Here is an 18,456-nt window from a genome sequence, read left to right as displayed (position 1 = left end):
GTCGGCAAGCCGAAGATCGTCGCCGTCGTGGCCGTCATGCGAAAGCTGCTGACCATTCTCAACGCCATCATCCGCGACCAAAAACCATGGCAAACAGCTTGACAGCCAAGACAGTCGCTCTCCCCGTATAGTGACGGGGAGAGGGGCGCTGTCGCCGGCGGTTTCGCCACTGACCAACGTTGCGGGTGCCGGCAGGCGGATGAGGGGCAGCGCTGTCGTTTGAAGTCATAGGCGCGATTCGATCAGAGATCATCGCCTTGACTATTCGAACCGCCGCTTGGCTCTAAACATAAACTGTGATCAGATGATCACGCTTGCTTCGGCGGGCGCACTCGGCATCGCACATAGCTTCTGCCGGCATCTGAGGAAAGCAAAACCGTGGCTCTGGGCTTCGAACCCGTATCGGGACGCATCACCGTCCAGGATGGCGTCTACCAACAGCTCCGCCATGCCTTGATGGTCGGCAGCTTCGATCCGGGACAGGTGCTGACCATCGCCGCGCTGGCCGAGGCCTTCGGCACCTCGAACATGCCGGTGCGCGAGGCCCTGCGGCGGCTAGCGGCGGAGAACGCGCTGGAGATCTCGCAGAACGGCTCGGCCTGCGTGCCGGTCGTCACGCGGGCGCGGCTCGACGACCTCTGCCGTGCCCGCCTGGCGGTCGAAGGGCTGGCGGCCGAGCTCGGCGCGCCGCGCCTGACAGCGGTCGAGATCGCCAGCCTGCAGCGCATCACCGACGACCAGCAGGCGATCGGCCGCGACGGCAGCATCTACGAGCTGATCGCCAAGAACCAGCAGTTCCATTTCATCATCTACCGCGCCTCAGGCTCGGACGTGCTGTTTCAATTGATCGAAACGCTGTGGCTGCGCTTCGGCCCCTATATGCGGCTGTTGTCCAACCACGTGGCGCCGCTGATGCGCGCCGGAACCATGGAACCGTCCGGCCGGCATATCGCGATCATCGCCGCGCTGAAGGACAAGGACTTTGCTCGCGCCCGCGACGAGGTGGTGGCCGACATCACGGCGACCCAGATGACGCTGCGCGCCATCTGCCCCGATGTGCCAGAGCCGAAGACGGTCGACTTCACCGGTTTCGGCAAAGCTTCCTGATCTTCCTCGGCGTTGGGCTGACCCAAAGACCGAGAAGGTCCTGTCGCGGCCGCGCTGGACCAAAGCAATCGGCTGCCTTTGGCACCCTGCCGTTTTTCTTTAGCCTTAAAGGATTGATCCTCGCTCCGTTTTGTGATCACATGATCACAAGGGAGCGAGACAGAAGATGTCCGGCTATTTTCTCTACCACTCGATCGGCACTTTCCCCGGCAAAGGCGAGCGGATGGCTGCCGCGCTGGCGGACTTCTCCGGCATCTGGTCGGCGGAAGACGATGGCCAGTGGCCGGCGGCGCTCGCCACGCGGCAGCGCTTCATCGATGCCTGGATCCGGCTGATCGAAGCACCACACGGCACGCTCACCACGGCCGAGAATGTCACCGCCGCGCTCTACAGCCTGATCGGCGCCTTGCCCTCCGAGCGTCTGGCGGGAAAGCGCCTGCTGGTTGCCGCCGACTGTTTTCCGAGCCTGCATTTCCTGCTGGCAGGCTTGGCCCAACGTTTCAGTTTCACGCTCGACACCGTGCCGCTCAGGCCTGGCGAAAGCTGGGTGCGCGACGAGGATTTCGTCGCCCGCTGGCAAGAGGATGTCGGGCTGGCGCTCATCACCTTCGTGACCTCGACGGCCTCGCACCGCTGCGATGTGGCGAAGCTCGCGGCGCATGGCCGCGCGATGGGCAGCATCGTCGGGGTCGACATCACGCAGGGTATCGGCGTGGCGCCATTTTCCGTTGCCGCGACGCCGGTCGATTTCGTCGTCTCGACCTCGCTCAAATGGCTGTGCGGCGCCTCCGGCGCCGGCATTTTGCAAGTCGCGCCCGACCTTCTTTCGACATGCCGGCCGGAGCTGCGCGGCTGGTTCAGCCAGCCGAATCCGTTCTCCTGGGATCTCGACGCTTTCAGCTACGCAAGCGACGCGCGCCGCTTCGACCACGGCACGCCAGCAATCCTGGCCAGCGTCGCCTCGCTGCCCGGCCTGCAATGGCTGGAAGAGACCGGCATCGACGCCATCCGCGCGCAGAACGCGGCGGATGTCGGGCGCATCATCGACGCCGCGATGAGCAATGGCTGGACGATCCGCTCGCCGCTCGATGCGAAGAAACGCGGCGGCAGCGTGATGATCGGCCTGCCGCCAGGCGTCGAGGCGGCGAAGCTCGTCGCGACGCTGCGCGATGAGCGGCTCTATTGCGACGCCCGCGGCACGACGCTCAGGCTGTCGCCCGGCATGGTCACGACGAGCGCGGCGGTCGATGCGCTGATCGCGCGGCTGCGGGAGCTGATCGGCTCGCGTCAGCGCCGCGCATCCTGATTTCAGGCGCCGCCTCGCCTGCGGCGTCCGGGAGCTGGACGCCGAAAGGGGCGGAAGAGGAAATGCGCCACGCGAAGTGGCCGAACCAGAGGGAAGCAACATGTTCAAACGTCTAGGACTGATTGGCGTGGTCATCGCTGCCAGCGTCGCCTTCGCCGCGCCCGCCTTCGCCGACAAGATCATGGTCGGCGCCTACCCGGCCAACCCGCCATGGGAATACAAGACCGATTCCGGCGGCTTCGAGGGTTTTGAGGTCGATGTCGCCAACGACGTTGCCAAGCGCATCGGCGCCGAGGTCGAGTTCCAGGATCTCGGCTTCCAGGCGCTGTTCGCGGCGACCGCCTCCGGCCGCATCGACTTTGCCGTGTCGTCGATCTCGATCACCAAGGAGCGCCTGCAGAACCAAGGCTTCACCCAGGCCTATTACGACAGCGACGGCACCATCGTCGGCAAGGCGGACTCGACCATCAAGACGCTCGACGACTTGAAAGGCAAGACCATAGGCGTCATCGCCGGCTCGACCGGCGAGGCCTATATGAAGGAGAACGCCGGCAAGCTCGGCGTCGCCGAAACCAAGAGCTACAACGCCCAGCAGGACCTGCTGCTCGACGTGCAGAACGGCCGCATCGACGGCGGCGCCGGCGAACTCGCCGGCTTCCTGTTCGCCATCAAGCAGATGCCGGCGCTGAAGATCCTGGTGCGCATTCCGACTGGCGAGCGCTTCGCCATGATGACCAAGAAGGGCCACCCGCTGCTCGAAAAGGTCAACGACGCCATCACCGCGATGAAGAAGGACGGCACGATGGCCGCGATCCACAAGAAGTGGTTCGGCGTCGATCCGGAAGCCGGCACCAGCACGGTGACGCCGGGGCCGATCCCGCAATAGGGCCAGCAGTCGCAAACTCGCACGAGAGCGCCGGTCACGGCCGGCGCTCTCGCTTCGACCATTCGGATCCGCCTGCGCGGCGGGCCGCGTCTAACGGGTGACGCCGATGGAGCTGATCGACACCTTCTTCAACTGGGGCATCCTCGTCCGATCGTTTCCGATCCTCATCCGCGGGCTCGGCAACACCATCCTGCTCGGCTGCGCCGCAATCGTCTTCGGCACCATTGCCGGGCTGGCGATCTGCCTGATGCGGCTCTATGCGCCGAAGCCGCTGAGGCGGCTGGCGATCCTCTACATCGACATCTTCCGCGCGCTGCCGATCCTGGTGGTGCTGATCCTGATCTATTACGCCCTGCCCTTCGTCGGCATCCGCCTGTCGTCCTTCGTGTCGGCGGCCCTTGCCTTGTCATTGGTGCTTGCCGCCTTCACGGCGGAAGTCTGCCGCGCCGGCATCGAGAACATTCCCAAGGGCCAGTTCGAGGCTGCCGCAGCGCTCGGCCTGCCGTTCTGGGTCGCCATGCGCAAGGTGATCCTGCCGCAGGCGATCCGGGTCGTCATCCCGCCGCTGACCAGCAACTGCGTCTCGGTGTTCAAGGACACCGCGCTGGCCTCGGTGGTGGCGATGCCCGACCTTCTGAAGCAGGCCACCGACGCGCAGGCGCTGATGGCCAATCCGACGCCGCTGATCGGCGCCGCAATCATCTATCTCGCCTTCCTGTGGCCGCTGGTGCGGCTGGTCGGCTACCTCGAAGAGCGCGGCAAGGCCCGGTCCGGCGCGCACTGATCCCACCCGAACGGCATCGATACACTGAAGGAGACGTCCGTGAACCAACACCATATCTCGAAGGCGCAGGACGGCGCCGCTTCGTTCCCGGTGGAAAAGATCCGCGCCATGTTCCCGGCGCTCAGCCAAGCGGGCGAGTTCATCTTCATGGACAATGCCGCCGGCGCGCAGATCCCGCAAAGCGTGCTCGACGCGGTGACCAACCATCTGGTCAGGCACAATGTGCAGCGCGGCGGCCGCTATGGCCGCAGCGTCGCCGTCGACCGGTCGGTCGCCGAGGCGCGCGACAGCGTGGCGCTTTTGATCAACGCCTACAGTCCGTCGGAAATCTGCTTCGGCATGAACGCCACCTCGTTCATCCGCCTGGTCAGCCTCGGCATCGGCCAGATGCTTTCCGAACGCGACGAGATCGTCGTCACCGACATGGACCATGACGCCAACATCGCCACATGGCTGGCGCTGGAGCAGGCCGGCGCCAGGTTCAAATGGTGGCGCATGCGCGAGGACGGCAATCTGCATGTCGACGATCTCAAGCCGCTGCTGTCGGAGCGCACCCGCCTCGTCGCCTGCACGGTGACCGCGCATTCGATCGGCTCGATCGTCGATGTCGCCTCGGTGGCGAAGATCGCCCATGCGGCGGGCGCCGAGGTGTTCCTCGACTGCGTGCATTACGGCCCGCACGGTCTGATCGACGTGCAGGCCTGGGACTGCGACTATCTCGTCTGCTCCGGCTACAAGAATTTCTCGCCGCATATGGGCTTTCTCTGGGGCCGCTTCGAAACGCTGAAGCGGCTGCCGACCTTCCGCGAGGATTTCATCCCCGACGAGCCGCCCTACAAGGTCGAGGCCGGCACCTTCATCTACGAGAACGTCTCCGGCATGGACGCGGCGGTGCGTTATCTGGAATCGGTCGGCCGCAATTTCCTGGCCGAGAACAACCGCTCGCGCCGCGACAACATCGTTGCCGGCATGAACGCCATCCGCGACTACGAGCTGATGCTGGCGCGCGAGATGCTGAAGGTGCTCAAAGATTGCGGCGCCACCATCTACGGCGTCGCCGACGAAGCGCGCCTGCATGAGCGGGTGCCGACCTTCTGCTTCAACATCGGCAAGCTGTCGCCGCAGCGGATCGTCGAGGAGATGGCCGAGCTGCAGATCGGCATCCGCGACGGCCACATGTACGCGCCACGGCTGATGAAGCGGCTCAACCTGTCGATGGACAGCGGCGCCATCCGCGCCTCGCTGGTGCACTACAACACGGTTGAGGAAGTGCACAAATTCGGCGAGGCGCTGCGCGCGATTATCGCCAAGCTGTCGTGATCTGACGACCTTTGATCCGAGCCTGCGCAGGTCATCGGGAGGGGCTACCTCCGCGTCGTCATCCATAGGCGGAGCAAGGAGCGAAGCGACGCGGCGCAGACCGAGGATGACGAAGGGACGTTTACGCCGCCTTCTTCTTGGCTAGCCTTGCCTTGATCGAACTGACGTCGGCGCGCGGCGTCGCGGCGAACAGGGTCTTGGTGTAGCTGTGCTTGGGGTCTGCAAAGACCTCGTCGCGCGGGCCGTATTCGACCGCCTCGCCGAAATACATCACCATTACGTCGTCGGCGATGTAGCGGACCACCGACAGGTCGTGGCTGATGAAGACATAGGTGAGCTGGAACTCGTCCTGCAGGTCGGCGAGCAAATTGAGCACCTGCGCCTGCACCGAAAGGTCGAGCGCCGAGACCGGCTCGTCCAGCACCAGCAGGCTCGGATTCAGCATCAGCGCGCGGGCAATGGCGATGCGCTGGCGCTGGCCGCCGGAGAACATGTGCGGATAGCGGTTGTAGTGCTCGGGTCCGAGGCCGACCTTCTTCAGCATCTTCATGGCCAGGTCGCGCCGTTCCTCGGCCGGCTTGTCGGTGTTGATCAGCAACGGCTCGCCGAGCACGTCGCCGATCTTCTGGCGCGGGTTGAGGGAGCCGTACGGATTCTGGAAGACGATCTGCACCTTGCGGCGCATCTCCTTCGACAAACCGTCCCTGGCGATGTCGACCTTGTTGCCGTCGATGAACAATTCGCCCGATGTCGCCGGATCGATCAGCGTGATGATACGGGCGAGCGTGGACTTGCCGCAGCCGCTTTCGCCGACGATGGCAAGCGTCTTGCCCTTGTCGACGCTGAAGGAGACGCCCTTGACCGCATGCACCGTGCGCGCGCCGCGGAACAGGCCGCCGCCGACATGGTAGTCGCGCACGATGTTCTTGCCTTCGACGACCCTGGTGCTCATGAGGCGACTCCGGTACTTGCCCCCTGGGGCGCCGGTTCGAACAGCATGTCGGAGACGGTCGGCAAGCGGTCGCCGACGGCGTTCTCCGGCAGCGCCGAGAGCAGCGCGCGCGTGTAGTTGCTCTTCGGGCTCTCGAACAGCGACAGCACGTCGGCCTCTTCCATCTTGCGGCCCTTGTACTGGACGATGACGCGGTCGGCGGTCTCGGCCACCACGCCCATATTGTGGGTGATCATGATCAGGCCCATGCCGTATTTGGCCTGCAACGAGACCAGCAGGTCGAGGATCTGCTTCTGGATGGTGACGTCGAGCGCCGTGGTCGGCTCGTCGGCGATCAAGAGCTTCGGATTGCAGGCAATGGCAATCGCGATCATGACGCGCTGGCACTGGCCGCCCGACATCTGGTGCGGGAAGGAGTTCAGCCGCTCCGCCGGCTCGGGAATGCCGACCTGCTTCAGGAGTTCGATGGCGCGCGCCCGGCGCTGCGCCCGGTCCATGCCCATGTGGAAGCGCAGCACTTCCTCGATCTGGAAACCGATGGTGAAGCACGGATTGAGGCTGGCCATCGGCTCCTGGAAGATCATCGACATGTCTTTGCCGACGATCTTGCGCCGCTCGGCAGGACTGAGCTTCAGGAGATCACGGCCGGCAAAACTCATGCGATCCGCGGTGACCGTGGCCGTCCAGGGCAGCAGCCCCATCACCGCCAGCATCGACACCGACTTGCCGGAGCCGGACTCGCCGACGATCGCCAGCACCTCGCGCTCGTCGACATGGAGCGAGACGCCGTCGACGGCGCGGAACGGACCGGATGCGGTCTGGAACTCGACGACGAGATTCTGGATGTCGAGCAGCGCCATCACGACCTCCTGAGCTTGGGATCGAGCGCGTCGCGCAGGCCGTCACCGATCAGGTTGATGGCAAGCACGGTGATCAGGATGGCAAGACCGGGGAAGGTCACCACCCACCAGGCGCGCAGGATGAACTCGCGCGCCGAGGCGAGCATGGTGCCCCATTCGGGCGTCGGCGGCTGGGCGCCGAGGCCGAGGAAGCCGAGGGCGGCGGCTTCCAGGATGGCGTTGGAGAACGACAGCGTGCCCTGGACGATCAGCGGCGCCAGGCAGTTCGGCAGGATGGTGGCGAGCATCAGGCGGAGATGGCCCGCGCCGGCGACCTTGGCGGCCACGACATACTCCCGGCTCTTCTCGGCCATCACCGCGGCGCGCACCAGGCGGGCGAAATGCGGCTGCAGCACGAGCGAGATCGCCAGCATCGCATTGAACAGGCCGGGGCCGAGGATGGTGACCAGCACCAGTGCCAGGAGCAATGACGGGAAGGCGAGGATCAAGTCCATGACGCGCATGATCGCGACGTCGACCCAGCCACGGAAGTAGCCGGCAAGCAGGCCGAGCGTGATGCCGCCGGTGAGTGCCAAAGTCACCACCACCGCGCCGATCAGCAGCGAGAAGCGCGCGCCGTAGAGCAGGCGCGAGAGGATATCGCGGCCAACCGCATCGGTGCCGAGCAGATACTGGGCGCTGCCGCCGGCCTGCCAGGCCGGAGGCCTCAGAAACGCGGTCTTGTCCTGGACGTCGGGCGCATAGGGCGCGAGCAGTGGCGCGAAGAGCGCCGCCAGAACCAGGAGGATGAAGACGAACAGGCCGATGACGGCGCCGCGGTTCACCGAGAAATAGTGCCAGAAGGTCCTGAAGCCGGTGAGGCGGTCCGGGCTGCCGCTGGCCATCGGGGCGATTTCGGTCGACTGGCTCATCACGCGGCCCTGATGCGCGGGTTGATGACGGCATAGAGCACGTCGACGATCAGGTTCACGGCCATGACGATGAGGGCGATCAAAAGCAAGCCTGACTGCACGACGACGTAGTCGCGCTTGAAGATGGAATCGACCATCCACTTGCCGATGCCCGGCCAGGCGAAGATCGTCTCGGTGAGGATGGCGCCGGCAAGCAGCGTGCCGACCTGCAGGCCGATGGTGGTGACCACCGGGATCAGCGCGTTGCGCAAGGCATGCACGCCGATAACCCGCGCCGACGACAGGCCCTTGGCGCGCGCGGTGCGGACATAGTCCTCGCCCAGCACCTCGAGCATGGCCGAGCGCGTCTGGCGGGCGATCACCGCCAGCGGGATGGTGCCGAGCACGATCGCCGGCAGCACGAGGTGACTTAGCGCCGAGCGGAAGGCATCCCATTTGCCGTAGAGGATGCTGTCGATGGTCATGAACCCGGTGATCGGCTTGAAGAAGAACTGCAGGCCCATGCGGCCGGAGACCGGCGTCCAGCCGAGATAGCCGGAAAAGAAGATGATCAGCAACAGGCCCCACCAGAAGATCGGCATCGAATAGCCGACAAGGGCTGTGCCCATCAGCGACTGGTCGAACCACGAGCCGCGCTTGACGGCCGCGAAGATGCCGGCCGGGATGCCGAGCACCATGGCGAAGATCATGGCGAAGAACGACAGTTCCAGCGTTGCCGGGAAGAGCGTCTTGAACTCCTCGATAACCGGCCGCTTGGACGAGATGGAAACGCCGAAATCGCCGGTGGCGACCTCGCCGACATAGCGCGCATATTGCTGCCAGATCGGCAGATTGTAGCCGAACTGTTCCTTGAGCTCTTCGTAGCGCGCGGGCGTCACGCCATGCTCGCCGGCCATGGCGAGGATGGGATCGCCGGGCAGCAGCCTGACGAAGGCGAAGGCACAGATGGTGATGCCGACCAGCGTCGGGATCAGAAGTGCGATTTTGTTGAGAAGATATCGGAGCATCTTGAAAAAAGGGGCGGCGCCGAACGGCGCCGCCCGCTCTAGAGTTCTATTCGGCCTTGTCGGTGCCGTCGAAGCGGTGGATGCCGAGTGGGTCCATCATGAAGCCGCTGACATTCTTGCGCACGACCGCATAGACCTGGCTGTGCGCCAGAAGGAAGGCCGGGGCCTGCTTCTGGAAAACAACCTGCGCCTGCTCGTAGAGCTTGGTGCGCTCGGCCAGGTCGCTGGTCTTCTTGGCCTTCTGGATCAGGTCCTCGAAGTCCTTGTCGCACCAGCTGGAGTAGTTCGACACGCCAATCGCCGAGCAGGCGAAGAGGGTGGCGAAGAAGTTGTCCGGATCGCCATTGTCACCGGTCCAGCCGATCTGGAAGGCGCCGGGGCGTTCCTTCTTCTTGCCTTCCTCGCGGTACTTGGTCCACTCGTAGTTGACGATCTCGGCCTTGACGCCGACCTTGGCCCAGTCGGCCTGGATCAGCTCGGCGGCGCGCTGGAAGTTCGGGTTGTACGGGCGAACGCGGTCGGAAGCCCAGAGCTGGATTTCCTTCAGCCCGGCATCGGCCAGCACTTTCTTGGCGGCTTCCGGATCATAGGAATCGAACTTCACGTCCTTGTTCCACGACCACATGGTCGGCGGGATCAGGTTCTGGGCAGCCGTGGCGCCGGCATCCTGGAACAGCGACTTGATCAGCGCTTCCCGGTCGATCGCCTGGTTGAGCGCGTGGCGAACCTCGGGCTTGTCCAGCGGCGGGATCGTCGTGTTGTAGCTCATGTAGCCGATGTTCAGGCCGGCCTGGTCGAGCAGGGTGACGTCCTGGTTGGCCTTGATCGTGCCGATGTCGGCCGGGTTCGGATAGGGCGCGACGTCGCATTCGCCGGCCAGCACCTTCTGGATGCGCGCGGTGGCATCGGGCGTGATGGCGAAGACGAGATCGTCGATCTTTTCCTTGCCCTTGAAGTAATCCGGGTTGGCCGCGTAGCGGATGACCGAATCCAGCTGGTAGTCGACGAACTGGAACGGACCGGTGCCGATCGGCTTGGTCGAGAAGTCGGCCATCTTGCCGTCCTTCGCGAGTTGGTCGGCATATTCCTTCGACACGATCGAGGCGAAATCCATGCCGAGATTGGCCAGCATCGGCGCGTTCGGCTCGGTCAGCGTCAGCTTGACGGTCAGGTCATCGACCTTTTCCCACTTGGCGACGTATTTCGGCATGTCCATGCCGGTGTAGTAGTCCCAGGTCAGGTTCGGCAGATACTTCTCGCCGTTCCAGGGGTTTTCCTTGTTGAACTGGCGATCGAAGGAGAAGACGACGTCGTCGGCGTTGAGGTCGCGGGTCGGCTTGAAATAGTCAGTGGTCTGGAACTTCACGCCCGGATGCAGGTGGAAAGTATAGACCAGGCCGTCGTCCGAGATTTCCCACTTGTCGGCGAGGCCGGGCTCGATCTCGGTGCCGCCATGCTTGAATTCGACAAGGCGCGAATAGACCGTGCGCGAAGAAGCGTCGAAATCGTTACCGCCCGTCGTCGTACCCGGGTCGAAATTGGCCGGCGATGCTTCCGAGCAATAGACCAGCGTCTTGGCGTTGGCCACGCCACTGAGGACGCTTGCAGCCAGCAACGCGGCTGCAAAAGTCAGTTTCTTTTTCATTGAGCACTCCCTGATGTTCTGCCAAGCCCCTCTAGCAGGCTCGCGAAGCGCGCATATAAGCACCGTTTTTCTGGCTTTGGAACACCCCGTTTGCGTACCCCATGGGAAGCAGGAAAAGAATCCGAAATCTCCTAAAATGCCGAAAGAAATTAGCATGATTTTCCGCTCACGTTAATGTTAACGATCGCATTTTTTTATTGATCGGCGCCTTCGCGAAATCGGCGCGGCGCGGCTTCCTTCGCGCGGGCCGCTGTTCGGGAAGCTGCGTTCCGGGCGCGGGAGGACGCAAGGATTTCGACGGCAAATCTTTGGGCTTCTGCCGCAAGGGCAAGACTTGCACGGCCAAGGATAGTCGCAATACATAGACGGCACGCTGGATTTCTTGAGGAATCCGCAACCATTGCGGCGGAGGACGCTTCTGTCATTCAGAGGCGGCGCGGCACGAGTGAACGACGACGGGAGGGACAGGGTGGCGAAGGCAGTGAAAACCACGGCTCCGGCCAAGACGAAGGCCGCGTCAAAGCCGGCCGCCGGGTCCGGCAAGACGGCGCCTGCGGCCAAGGCAACGGCCAAGTCGAAGGCGGCCACCCCCGTGAAGCCCGCCGCAAAAGCCCCGGCCAAGGCCGCACCGGGAAAGGCCGCCAAGCCTGCCTCGACGAAAACTCCCGTCGCGACGAAAACTCCAGCCGCGGCCAAGCCGGTGCCGGCCAAATCCGCTGCGAAAAGGCCCGCTGCCGCAAAGCCTGCCGCGAAGGCAGTTGCGACAAAGGCGGTCCCGCCAAAGCCGGCCGTGAAACCGGCGCCGGCCAAGAGGTTGCCGAAGGCGCTGACGGAACTTGCCGCCGGCCTGCCGGAAAAGCCGTGGCTGTCGAGCTATTCGAAGAACATGCCAGCCGAGATCGGGCCCTTGCCCTACGGCTCGATCGGCGACTTCCTGGTCGGCGCCTGCAAGCAGTTTGCCGGCCAGCCGGCCTTCGTCTGCATGGGCAAGGCCATCACCTATGCCGAGCTCGAGCAGCAGTCGGCCGCCTTCGGCGCCTATCTGCAGTCGAAGGGCCTGCAGAAGGGGGCGCGCGTGGCGCTGATGATGCCCAACGTGCTGCAGTACCCGGTGGCGATGATGGCGGTGCTTCGCGCCGGCTTCACCGTGGTCAACGTCAACCCGCTCTATACGCCGCGCGAGCTCGAGCATCAGCTCAAGGATTCCGGCGCGCAGGCGATCGTCATCCTCGAGAATTTCGCCAACACGCTGCAGGCGGTGATCGCCAAGACCTCGGTCAAGCACGTCGTCGTCGCCGCCATGGGCGACATGCTCGGCGGCCTCAAGGGGACGCTCGTCAATTTCGTTGTGCGCCGGGTGAAGAAGCTGGTGCCGGCCTGGTCGCTGCCGGGCCACGTCAAGTTCAACGCCGCCCTGAAGGCCGGCGCCGGCCTCGCCTTCAAGCCTGCCAGCGTCAGCGCCGACGACATCGCCTTCCTGCAATATACCGGCGGCACCACCGGGATCTCGAAGGGCGCGACCCTCTTGCATTCCAATGTGCTTGCCAATGTCGCGCAGAACGCGCTCTGGCTGCAGGACGCCTATGCGGTGAAGCCGAAGCCAGCGCATCCCAATTTCATCTGCGCGCTGCCGCTCTACCATATCTTCGCGCTGACGGTGAACGCGCTGATGGGCATGCAGCAGGGCGCGCAGAATGTGCTCATCCCCAATCCGCGCGACATTCCAGGCTTCGTCAAGGAGCTGGAGAAATACCCGGTCCACATCTTCCCGGGCCTCAACACGCTGTTCAACGCGCTGCTCAACAATGAGGATTTCCGCAAGCTCGACTTCAAGCCGCTGATCCTGACGCTGGGCGGCGGCATGGCGGTGCAGAGGGGTGTGGCCGAACGCTGGAAGGCGCTGACCGGCTGTCCGGTCACCGAAGGCTACGGGCTTTCGGAAACCTCGCCGGTGGCGACCGCCAACAAATTCAGCGGCGGCGACTTCACCGGCACGATCGGCCTGCCGCTGCCGTCGACCGAGATCGCCATCCGCGACGACGACGGCAACAACGTGCCGCTCGGCGAAGTCGGCGAAATCTGCATCCGCGGGCCGCAGGTGATGGCGGGCTACTGGAACCGGCCGGACGAGACCGCCAAGGTGATGACTAAGGACGGATACTTCAAGTCCGGCGACATGGGCTTCATGGACGAGCGCGGCTATACGAAGATCGTCGACCGCAAGAAGGACATGATCCTGGTCTCCGGCTTCAACGTCTATCCGAACGAGCTGGAAGAGGTCGTTGCTCAGCATCCGGGCGTGCTCGAAGTGGCGGCGATCGGCGTGCCGGACGAGCATTCGGGCGAAGTGCCGAAGCTGTTCGTGGTCAGGAAGGATCCGGCGCTGACCCTCGAGACGCTGACCGCCTATTGCCGCGAGAACCTGACCGGCTACAAGCGGCCCAAATACATCGAGTTCCGCACCGAATTGCCGAAGACACCGGTGGGCAAGATCCTGCGGCGGGCGCTGCGGGGATAGGCACGAGCTTGAACGATCATCCTGCCGGCAAGGCGACGCCTACCCGTCCCGATCCGGCGGGGTTCATCAAGGCGAACATGCGCCTTGCGGCTGTCGCCGCGCTTCCGGAAATCCAGATCTTCAGCGCCCATCCCGGCAGCGGGCTGCGGCGGCTCGTCGATCCTGACGACGAAGACGCTGCCGCGCCAGAGCCGCAGCCGCCCTATTGGGCCTATGCCTGGGCCGGCGGCACCGTCCTTGCCCGCTATATTCTCGACCGGCCGCAAACGGTTGCGGGGCGCCGCGTACTCGATCTCGGCGCCGGCTCGGGCCTGGTCGGCATCGCCGCGGCGAAAGCTGGCGCGCGCGCGGTGATCGCCGCCGAGATCGACCGCAACGGCATCGTCGCGCTCGGCCTCAACGCGGCGGCGAACGGCGTCGCGATCACGGTGATCGGCGAAGACATCACCGCCGGGCCGCCACCGGCAGTCGACCTGGTGCTGGCCGGCGACGTGTTCTACGGGCATGAGGTGGCGAGGCGCGTGATCCCCTTCCTCGACCGCTGCCTTGCCACCGGCATCGAGGTGCTGGTCGGCGATCCGCGCCGCACCGACCTGCCGCTCACGCGGCTCAAACTTCTTGCCGAATATAGGGTGCCGGATTTCGGCGATGCCAAAGGCACGGCGTCGAGCCCGAGCGGGGTCTTCTCGTTCGAGGCGGTCAGATCGTCTCCTTGACCCTCGCGGCGAGGAAATCCGGCAGGTCGGCAACCGAGTTGAGCACGACATCGGCGATCGCCGACAGCGATTCACGCGTGCCTGTGCCGGAAAGCACGCCGACCGCCAGCCCGCAGCCGCCGGCCCGCGCCATTTCGAGATCGTGGCGATTGTCGCCGACCATGGCGATCTCGGCCGGCTTCAGCCCGGTCAGGTCGGAGAAGGCGAGGATGGTGTCCGGCGCCGGCTTCGGCCTGGCCACCGAATCATAGCCATAGGCGGCGTCGAAAAGCTGCGCCACGCCGAGCGTCACCAGCGTCTTTTCCGCGCCACTGGTCGAATCGTTGGTGGCGACGCCAAGCCGGTAGGATCGCCTGTGCAGGACGGCCAGCGTCTCGACGATGCCCGGCAGCGCCACCGCCATGCTGGAGCCTTGCACCGAGGTGATCTCGTTGAAACGGGCCACGGCAAGCATCTGGTCCTCCTCGGAGAGCCGCGGGAACCAGAGTTCGACGACGTCCATGTTGGTGCCGGAGGCGAAGATCGAATCGGGCTTGAAGCGCTTGCTGAGGAAATCGAAGCCGGCTGCCGCGAGCAGCCTGTCTGCCTTCCACCGGTCGCCCTCGGCGGCATCCATGGCCATGAAGTCGGCAATGCCGAGCCATGTCGCGTTGAAATCGACAAGCGTTCCGTCCTTGTCGAACAATATGCCTTTGATCTCCGCCAAGCCTGTCACTCCGATCCGCGCAATCGGTGAATGTGTCCCACCAGACCAGCAGTCGAGGCATCCCGCTTTGCGGCATTCTCCTTGCCTTCCACGACAGGCAGCAGGCCGGTTGCCAGTTCCTTGCCGAGTTCGACGCCCCACTGATCGAAGGAATTGATGTTGAACAGCGTGCCCTCGACGAAGACGCGATGCTCGTAGAGCGCGACCAGGCGGCCGAAGGTGCGCGGATCGAGCTTGCGGTAGAGAATGGTCACAGAGGGGCGGTCGCCGGAGAAGACCCGGTGCGGGGCGATCCTGTCGACGTCGGCCGGCTTCATGCCCTTGGCCAGCATCTGCGCGCGAGCCTCCTCCAGCGTGCGGCCCTTCATGAAGGCCTCCGACTGCGCCAGGCAGTTGGCGAGCAGGAGATCGTGGTGATGCTTCAGCTCCGGCTCGTGGCCGACAGCGGCGGCGATGAATTCGACCGGAATGAAGTCCGTACCCTGGTGCAGCAGCTGGAAGAAGGCGTGCTGACCGTTGGTGCCGGGCTCGCCCCAGACCAGCGGGCCGGTGGGCGTGGTGACCGCGCCGCCATCCAGCGTCACGCTCTTGCCGTTCGATTCCATGTCGAGCTGTTGCAGATAGGCCGGCAGCCTGGAGAGCCGCTGGTCGTAAGGGATCACGGCGCGGGCCGGATATCGGCAGACGACCCGGTGCCACCAGCCGATCAGGCCCAGCAGCGCCGGCAGGTTCTTCTGCAGGGGTGCGGAGCGGAAGTGCTCGTCCATCTCGTGCGCGCCGTCGAGGACGGCGCGGAAATTGCGCGGGCCGATGGCGATCATCACCGGCAGGCCGATCGCGCTCCAGACCGAATAGCGGCCGCCGACCCAGTCCCAGAAGCCGAACACGCGATCGGACGCGATGCCGAACTTCGCCACCAGGTCGAGCGCGGTCGAGACGGCGGCGAAATGCTTGCCGACGGCTTCCTTGCCCAGCGCCTTCTCCACCCATCGGCGCGCCGTCTCGGCATTGGTCATCGTCTCGACCGTGGTGAAGGTCTTGGAGGCGACGATGAACAAAGTGGTTTCGGCCGACAGGTCCTTCAGCGTGTCGTGGATGTGGGCGCCGTCGATGTTGGAGACATAGTGCGCGCGCGGGCCGTCATGATAGGGCGCCAGCGCCAGCGTCGCCATCACCGGGCCGAGGTCGGAGCCGCCAATGCCGATGTTGACGATGTCGGTGATCTTCTTGCCGGTGGCGCCGGCCGCCTTGCCGGCGCGGATGGCATCGGCGAAGGCGCCCATGGCGTCCAGAACGGCGAGAACCTCGGCCTTAGTATCCTGGCCATCGACCACGACGCCCTTGCCGGTCAGGTTGCGAAGCGCAGTGTGCAGCACGGCGCGGCCTTCGGTGATATTGATCTTCTTGCCTTCGAACATGGCGGCGCGGCGACCCGCCAGATCGGCGGCTCCGGCGAGCTTCTCCAGCATCGCCATCGTGTCGGCATCGACCGCGCATTTCGACCAGTCAAGCAGGAGATCGCCGTCGGTGGCGGAAAACGTCGCGAAGCGTTTGGGATCAGCTGCGAAAGCTTCACGCATCGTGCCTTTGGCCGCCGCGCGATGTTCGCGCAAGGCGGCGACTTGCTTGTCGAAGGATGATTGATCCAATGCGGGCTCCTGGCGGGTTTTTGAACCTATCTTAACAGGCCGGATGTTTCCGGCGCATGTCGTCGCGACATTCTATCGAGCCGATTCCATTTCATTCAAGGGCGGCATTGCCGCACTGCATCACGCTTTGATGACGGACTGCATCACGCTTTTATGATGCCTTGCATTACCCGGCGACGGAGGATGCGACGATGCTGCGCGTCGCTCACCAACCGGCAGGCCGCGACGCAGGCGACGACGCTGCGCGTCGCGCAACGGATCACATTCGTGACCAATGGATCACTGGCATAAATCCCAGCGATCAGAAAAATTGATTGGCGCAACCCCTTGTGCCACCCCTACACTCGACTGGTCCAGCCAAACACAAAAAGCTGGCCATCGAGGAAACTCTTCCATGCCACAGCGCAACGACACGGCCATATGGTCCGGCCTGTTCCGGATTTCGGCTGAATCCGGCCAGACCCTGCAGGCGCAGATCCGCCAGGCGATCGTCGCCGCCATTCTGGACCGGCAGATCGCCGCTTCCATGCCGCTTCCTTCCTGCCGCATCCTGGCCGAAAAACTGGGCGTCGCCCGCGGCACGGTGGTGCTCGCCTTCCAGCAGCTCGTCGACCAGGGCTTTCTGGTGGCGCGCGAGCGGCGCGGCCATTTCGTCAATCCGGACGTGCTGGCCACCCCCGCCAAGCCGCACCAGAAGGCTCCCGACCAGCAGAACGAGATCGACTGGAAGGCGCGCCGGCAGATCGCCGCCAGCGACATGCCGCCGCCGGCCAAGCACGACAACTGGATCAAGTCGTCCTACCCCTTCGTCTACGGCCAGTTCGATCCGGCGCTGTTCCCGACGGCCGAATGGCGCGAATGCAACCGCATGGCGCTCGCCGTGCTGGAGATCCGCAACTGGGCATCCGACATGGTCGACCGCGACGATCCGCTCTTGATCGAGCAGATCCAGGCGCGGCTCTTGCCGCGGCGTGGCATCTTCGCCAATCCGGACGAGATCATCGTCACGCTCGGCGCGCAGAACGCGCTTTACATGCTCGCCTCGTTGCTGATGACCAAGGGCTCGAAGGTGGCGATGGAGGATCCGGGCTATCCCGACGCGCGCTCGATCTTCCGGCTTGCGGGCGCCGACATCCAACCGGTTCCGGTCGACCAGTCCGGCATCGTGACCTCTTCGATCCCGCAGGATTCCGGCTTCGTCTTCGTCACGCCCAGCCACCATTGCCCGACTATGGTGCCGTTGTCGGCCGAGCGCCGGCAGGACCTCCTGGCGCGGGCCAACCGCCACAACCAGATCATCATCGAGGATGGCTATGACAGCCAGTTGCTGGACGAGGCGCCGCAGCAGGCGCTGAAGAGCCTCGATCGCTCAGGCCGCGTCATCTATGTCGGCTCGATGTCGAAGACCCTGGCGCCGGGCCTCAGGCTTGGCTACATCGTCGCCTCGGCCGGGCTGATCGCCGAGTTGCGCGCGCTGCGCCGCTTCATGCTCAGGCACCCGCCGGCCAACAACCAGCGGGCGGTGGCGCTGTTCCTGTCGCTCGGCCATCACGAGGCGCTGGTGCGGCGCCTGTCCAGCGCCTTCGACGAGCGGCGCAAGCGTCTGGTCCATGCGATTTCCGCTTTCCTGCCCGAGTGGCGCTCGACCGACTCGGCCGGCGGCACATCGCTCTGGCTCGAGGGGCCGCGCGGCACCGACTCGCGGGGCCTCGCCGAAGCGGCCGCCTCGCGCAGCGTCATCATCGAACCCGGCGACCGCTTCTTCGACCGCACCGAAAAACCGTCGCGTTTCATGCGCTTGGGCATTTCCTCGATCGCGCTGCAACACATCGAGCCCGGCATTCGGGAACTCGCCACCGCGGCCGGCCGCAGACCCGCGGCCGCCTGATCATCAACTGACGCTGAATTCCCAAAGAGAGCCGGCCTTCGCCGGCTCTCTTTGCTTTAGCGCTCTGGCATATTCGACGGAGCTGGCTGGCTCATAGGCTGTGCCAATGCCGGCGGCATAGTCGAACCATAAGGGGACGAAGCAGGGCCGATGGTGGACCAACCGCCGCGTCCCGCCTCGCAGCAAAAGGTGGAGTGCTTC

The 18,456-nt window shown here is 64.7% G+C and carries 15 protein-coding genes and 1 pseudogene; 9 read left to right on the top strand and 7 right to left on the bottom strand.

Annotated features, from left to right (window positions below; genetic code table 11):
• From EN786_RS21755 to EN786_RS21730, 6 genes and pseudogenes are all read left to right on the top strand, one after another.
• A pseudogene (locus EN786_RS21755) lies at positions 1-102 on the top strand (IS110 family transposase); the annotation flags it as partial.
• 276 nt (positions 103-378) lie between these two features.
• Positions 379-1,107 (top strand): GntR family transcriptional regulator, encoded by a 729-nt coding sequence (locus tag EN786_RS21750; protein WP_128273802.1) that lies wholly within the window; start codon positions 379-381, stop codon positions 1,105-1,107.
• A gap of 166 nt (positions 1,108-1,273) precedes the next feature.
• Positions 1,274-2,413, top strand: a complete 1,140-nt coding sequence (locus tag EN786_RS21745; protein WP_135908844.1) for an aminotransferase class V-fold PLP-dependent enzyme — start codon at positions 1,274-1,276, stop codon at positions 2,411-2,413.
• Between the two features lie 100 nt (positions 2,414-2,513).
• Positions 2,514-3,299 carry an ABC transporter substrate-binding protein gene (locus EN786_RS21740; protein ID WP_127310988.1) on the top strand — a complete coding sequence of 262 codons (786 nt, stop codon included), beginning with the start codon at positions 2,514-2,516 and terminating at the stop codon, positions 3,297-3,299.
• Between the two features lie 106 nt (positions 3,300-3,405).
• Complete coding sequence (locus tag EN786_RS21735) at positions 3,406-4,083, top strand: amino acid ABC transporter permease (RefSeq protein WP_127282835.1); 678 nt, start codon at positions 3,406-3,408, stop codon at positions 4,081-4,083.
• Positions 4,084-4,122: 39 nt separating this feature from the next.
• The gene (locus EN786_RS21730) at positions 4,123-5,403 is read left to right on the top strand and encodes a cysteine desulfurase-like protein (protein WP_127310987.1); all 1,281 of its coding nucleotides are present in this window, start codon (positions 4,123-4,125) and stop codon (positions 5,401-5,403) included.
• 121 nt (positions 5,404-5,524) lie between these two features.
• On the opposite strand, the gene EN786_RS21725 is transcribed toward EN786_RS21730, so the two are convergent.
• The 5 genes from EN786_RS21725 to EN786_RS21705 are packed head-to-tail and all read right to left on the bottom strand — an operon-like array spanning position 5,525 to position 10,778.
• Complete coding sequence (locus EN786_RS21725; RefSeq protein ID WP_126056740.1) at positions 5,525-6,355, bottom strand: dipeptide ABC transporter ATP-binding protein; 831 nt, start codon at positions 6,353-6,355, stop codon at positions 5,525-5,527.
• Positions 6,352-7,215, bottom strand: a complete 864-nt coding sequence (locus tag EN786_RS21720; protein ID WP_127310986.1) for an ABC transporter ATP-binding protein — start codon at positions 7,213-7,215, stop codon at positions 6,352-6,354. Before EN786_RS21720 ends, EN786_RS21725 begins: the two co-directional genes overlap by 4 nt.
• Positions 7,215-8,099, bottom strand: a complete 885-nt coding sequence (locus EN786_RS21715) for an ABC transporter permease subunit (protein ID WP_245478370.1) — start codon at positions 8,097-8,099, stop codon at positions 7,215-7,217. Before EN786_RS21715 ends, EN786_RS21720 begins: the two co-directional genes overlap by 1 nt.
• A 26-nt stretch (positions 8,100-8,125) precedes the next feature.
• On the bottom strand, positions 8,126-9,133 hold the full coding sequence (locus EN786_RS21710) for an ABC transporter permease subunit (protein WP_126056743.1): 1,008 nt from the start codon (positions 9,131-9,133) through the stop codon (positions 8,126-8,128).
• Between the two features lie 46 nt (positions 9,134-9,179).
• Entirely contained in the window at positions 9,180-10,778 is a 1,599-nt protein-coding gene (locus tag EN786_RS21705) for an ABC transporter substrate-binding protein (RefSeq protein ID WP_127282839.1), read from the bottom strand.
• A gap of 469 nt (positions 10,779-11,247) precedes the next feature.
• Here EN786_RS21705 and EN786_RS21700 point away from each other — a divergent pair, with 469 nt between their 5' ends.
• Together EN786_RS21700 and EN786_RS21695 are read left to right on the top strand one after the other, a co-directional pair.
• The gene (locus EN786_RS21700) at positions 11,248-13,296 is read left to right on the top strand and encodes a long-chain fatty acid--CoA ligase (protein ID WP_127282840.1); all 2,049 of its coding nucleotides are present in this window, start codon (positions 11,248-11,250) and stop codon (positions 13,294-13,296) included.
• A gap of 8 nt (positions 13,297-13,304) precedes the next feature.
• A complete protein-coding gene (locus EN786_RS21695; protein WP_245494376.1) occupies positions 13,305-14,012 on the top strand; it encodes a methyltransferase in 708 nt (235 codons plus the stop codon).
• On the opposite strand, the gene EN786_RS21690 is transcribed toward EN786_RS21695, so the two are convergent.
• Together EN786_RS21690 and pgi are read right to left on the bottom strand one after the other, a co-directional pair.
• Positions 13,996-14,718 carry an HAD family hydrolase gene (locus EN786_RS21690; RefSeq protein WP_127282841.1) on the bottom strand — a complete coding sequence of 241 codons (723 nt, stop codon included), beginning with the start codon at positions 14,716-14,718 and terminating at the stop codon, positions 13,996-13,998. The two genes, EN786_RS21695 and EN786_RS21690, sit on opposite strands and share 17 nt — an antisense overlap.
• A gap of 5 nt (positions 14,719-14,723) precedes the next feature.
• Positions 14,724-16,367 carry a glucose-6-phosphate isomerase gene (gene pgi / locus EN786_RS21685; protein ID WP_127282842.1) on the bottom strand — a complete coding sequence of 548 codons (1,644 nt, stop codon included), beginning with the start codon at positions 16,365-16,367 and terminating at the stop codon, positions 14,724-14,726.
• 394 nt (positions 16,368-16,761) lie between these two features.
• Between pgi and EN786_RS21680 the strand changes: the two genes are divergently transcribed.
• Positions 16,762-18,255, top strand: coding sequence for a PLP-dependent aminotransferase family protein (locus tag EN786_RS21680; RefSeq protein ID WP_127309567.1), 1,494 nt, complete (start codon positions 16,762-16,764; stop codon positions 18,253-18,255).
• Positions 18,256-18,456: the final 201 nt, after the last annotated feature.

Source organism: Mesorhizobium sp. M4B.F.Ca.ET.143.01.1.1 (assembly GCF_004792275.1).
In the GTDB taxonomy this organism is placed as follows: Bacteria; Pseudomonadota; Alphaproteobacteria; order Rhizobiales; family Rhizobiaceae; genus Mesorhizobium; species Mesorhizobium abyssinicae.
This window is presented reverse-complemented; position numbering and strand designations above follow the sequence as displayed.

Bases quoted from the DNA above. Each gene is read 5' to 3' on its own strand.
- EN786_RS21745 (WP_135908844.1), top strand. From the start codon at position 1,274: ATGTCCGGCTATTTTCTCTACCACTCGATCGGCACTTTCCCCGGCAAA.
- EN786_RS21740 (WP_127310988.1), top strand. From the start codon at position 2,514: ATGTTCAAACGTCTAGGACTGATTGGCGTGGTCATCGCTGCCAGCGTC.
- EN786_RS21735 (WP_127282835.1), top strand. From the start codon at position 3,406: ATGGAGCTGATCGACACCTTCTTCAACTGGGGCATCCTCGTCCGATCG.
- EN786_RS21725 (WP_126056740.1), bottom strand. From the start codon at position 6,355: ATGAGCACCAGGGTCGTCGAAGGCAAGAACATCGTGCGCGACTACCAT.
- EN786_RS21720 (WP_127310986.1), bottom strand. From the start codon at position 7,215: ATGGCGCTGCTCGACATCCAGAATCTCGTCGTCGAGTTCCAGACCGCA.
- EN786_RS21715 (WP_245478370.1), bottom strand. From the start codon at position 8,099: ATGGCCAGCGGCAGCCCGGACCGCCTCACCGGCTTCAGGACCTTCTGG.
- EN786_RS21710 (WP_126056743.1), bottom strand. From the start codon at position 9,133: ATGCTCCGATATCTTCTCAACAAAATCGCACTTCTGATCCCGACGCTG.
- EN786_RS21705 (WP_127282839.1), bottom strand. From the start codon at position 10,778: ATGAAAAAGAAACTGACTTTTGCAGCCGCGTTGCTGGCTGCAAGCGTC.
- EN786_RS21680 (WP_127309567.1), top strand. From the start codon at position 16,762: ATGCCACAGCGCAACGACACGGCCATATGGTCCGGCCTGTTCCGGATT.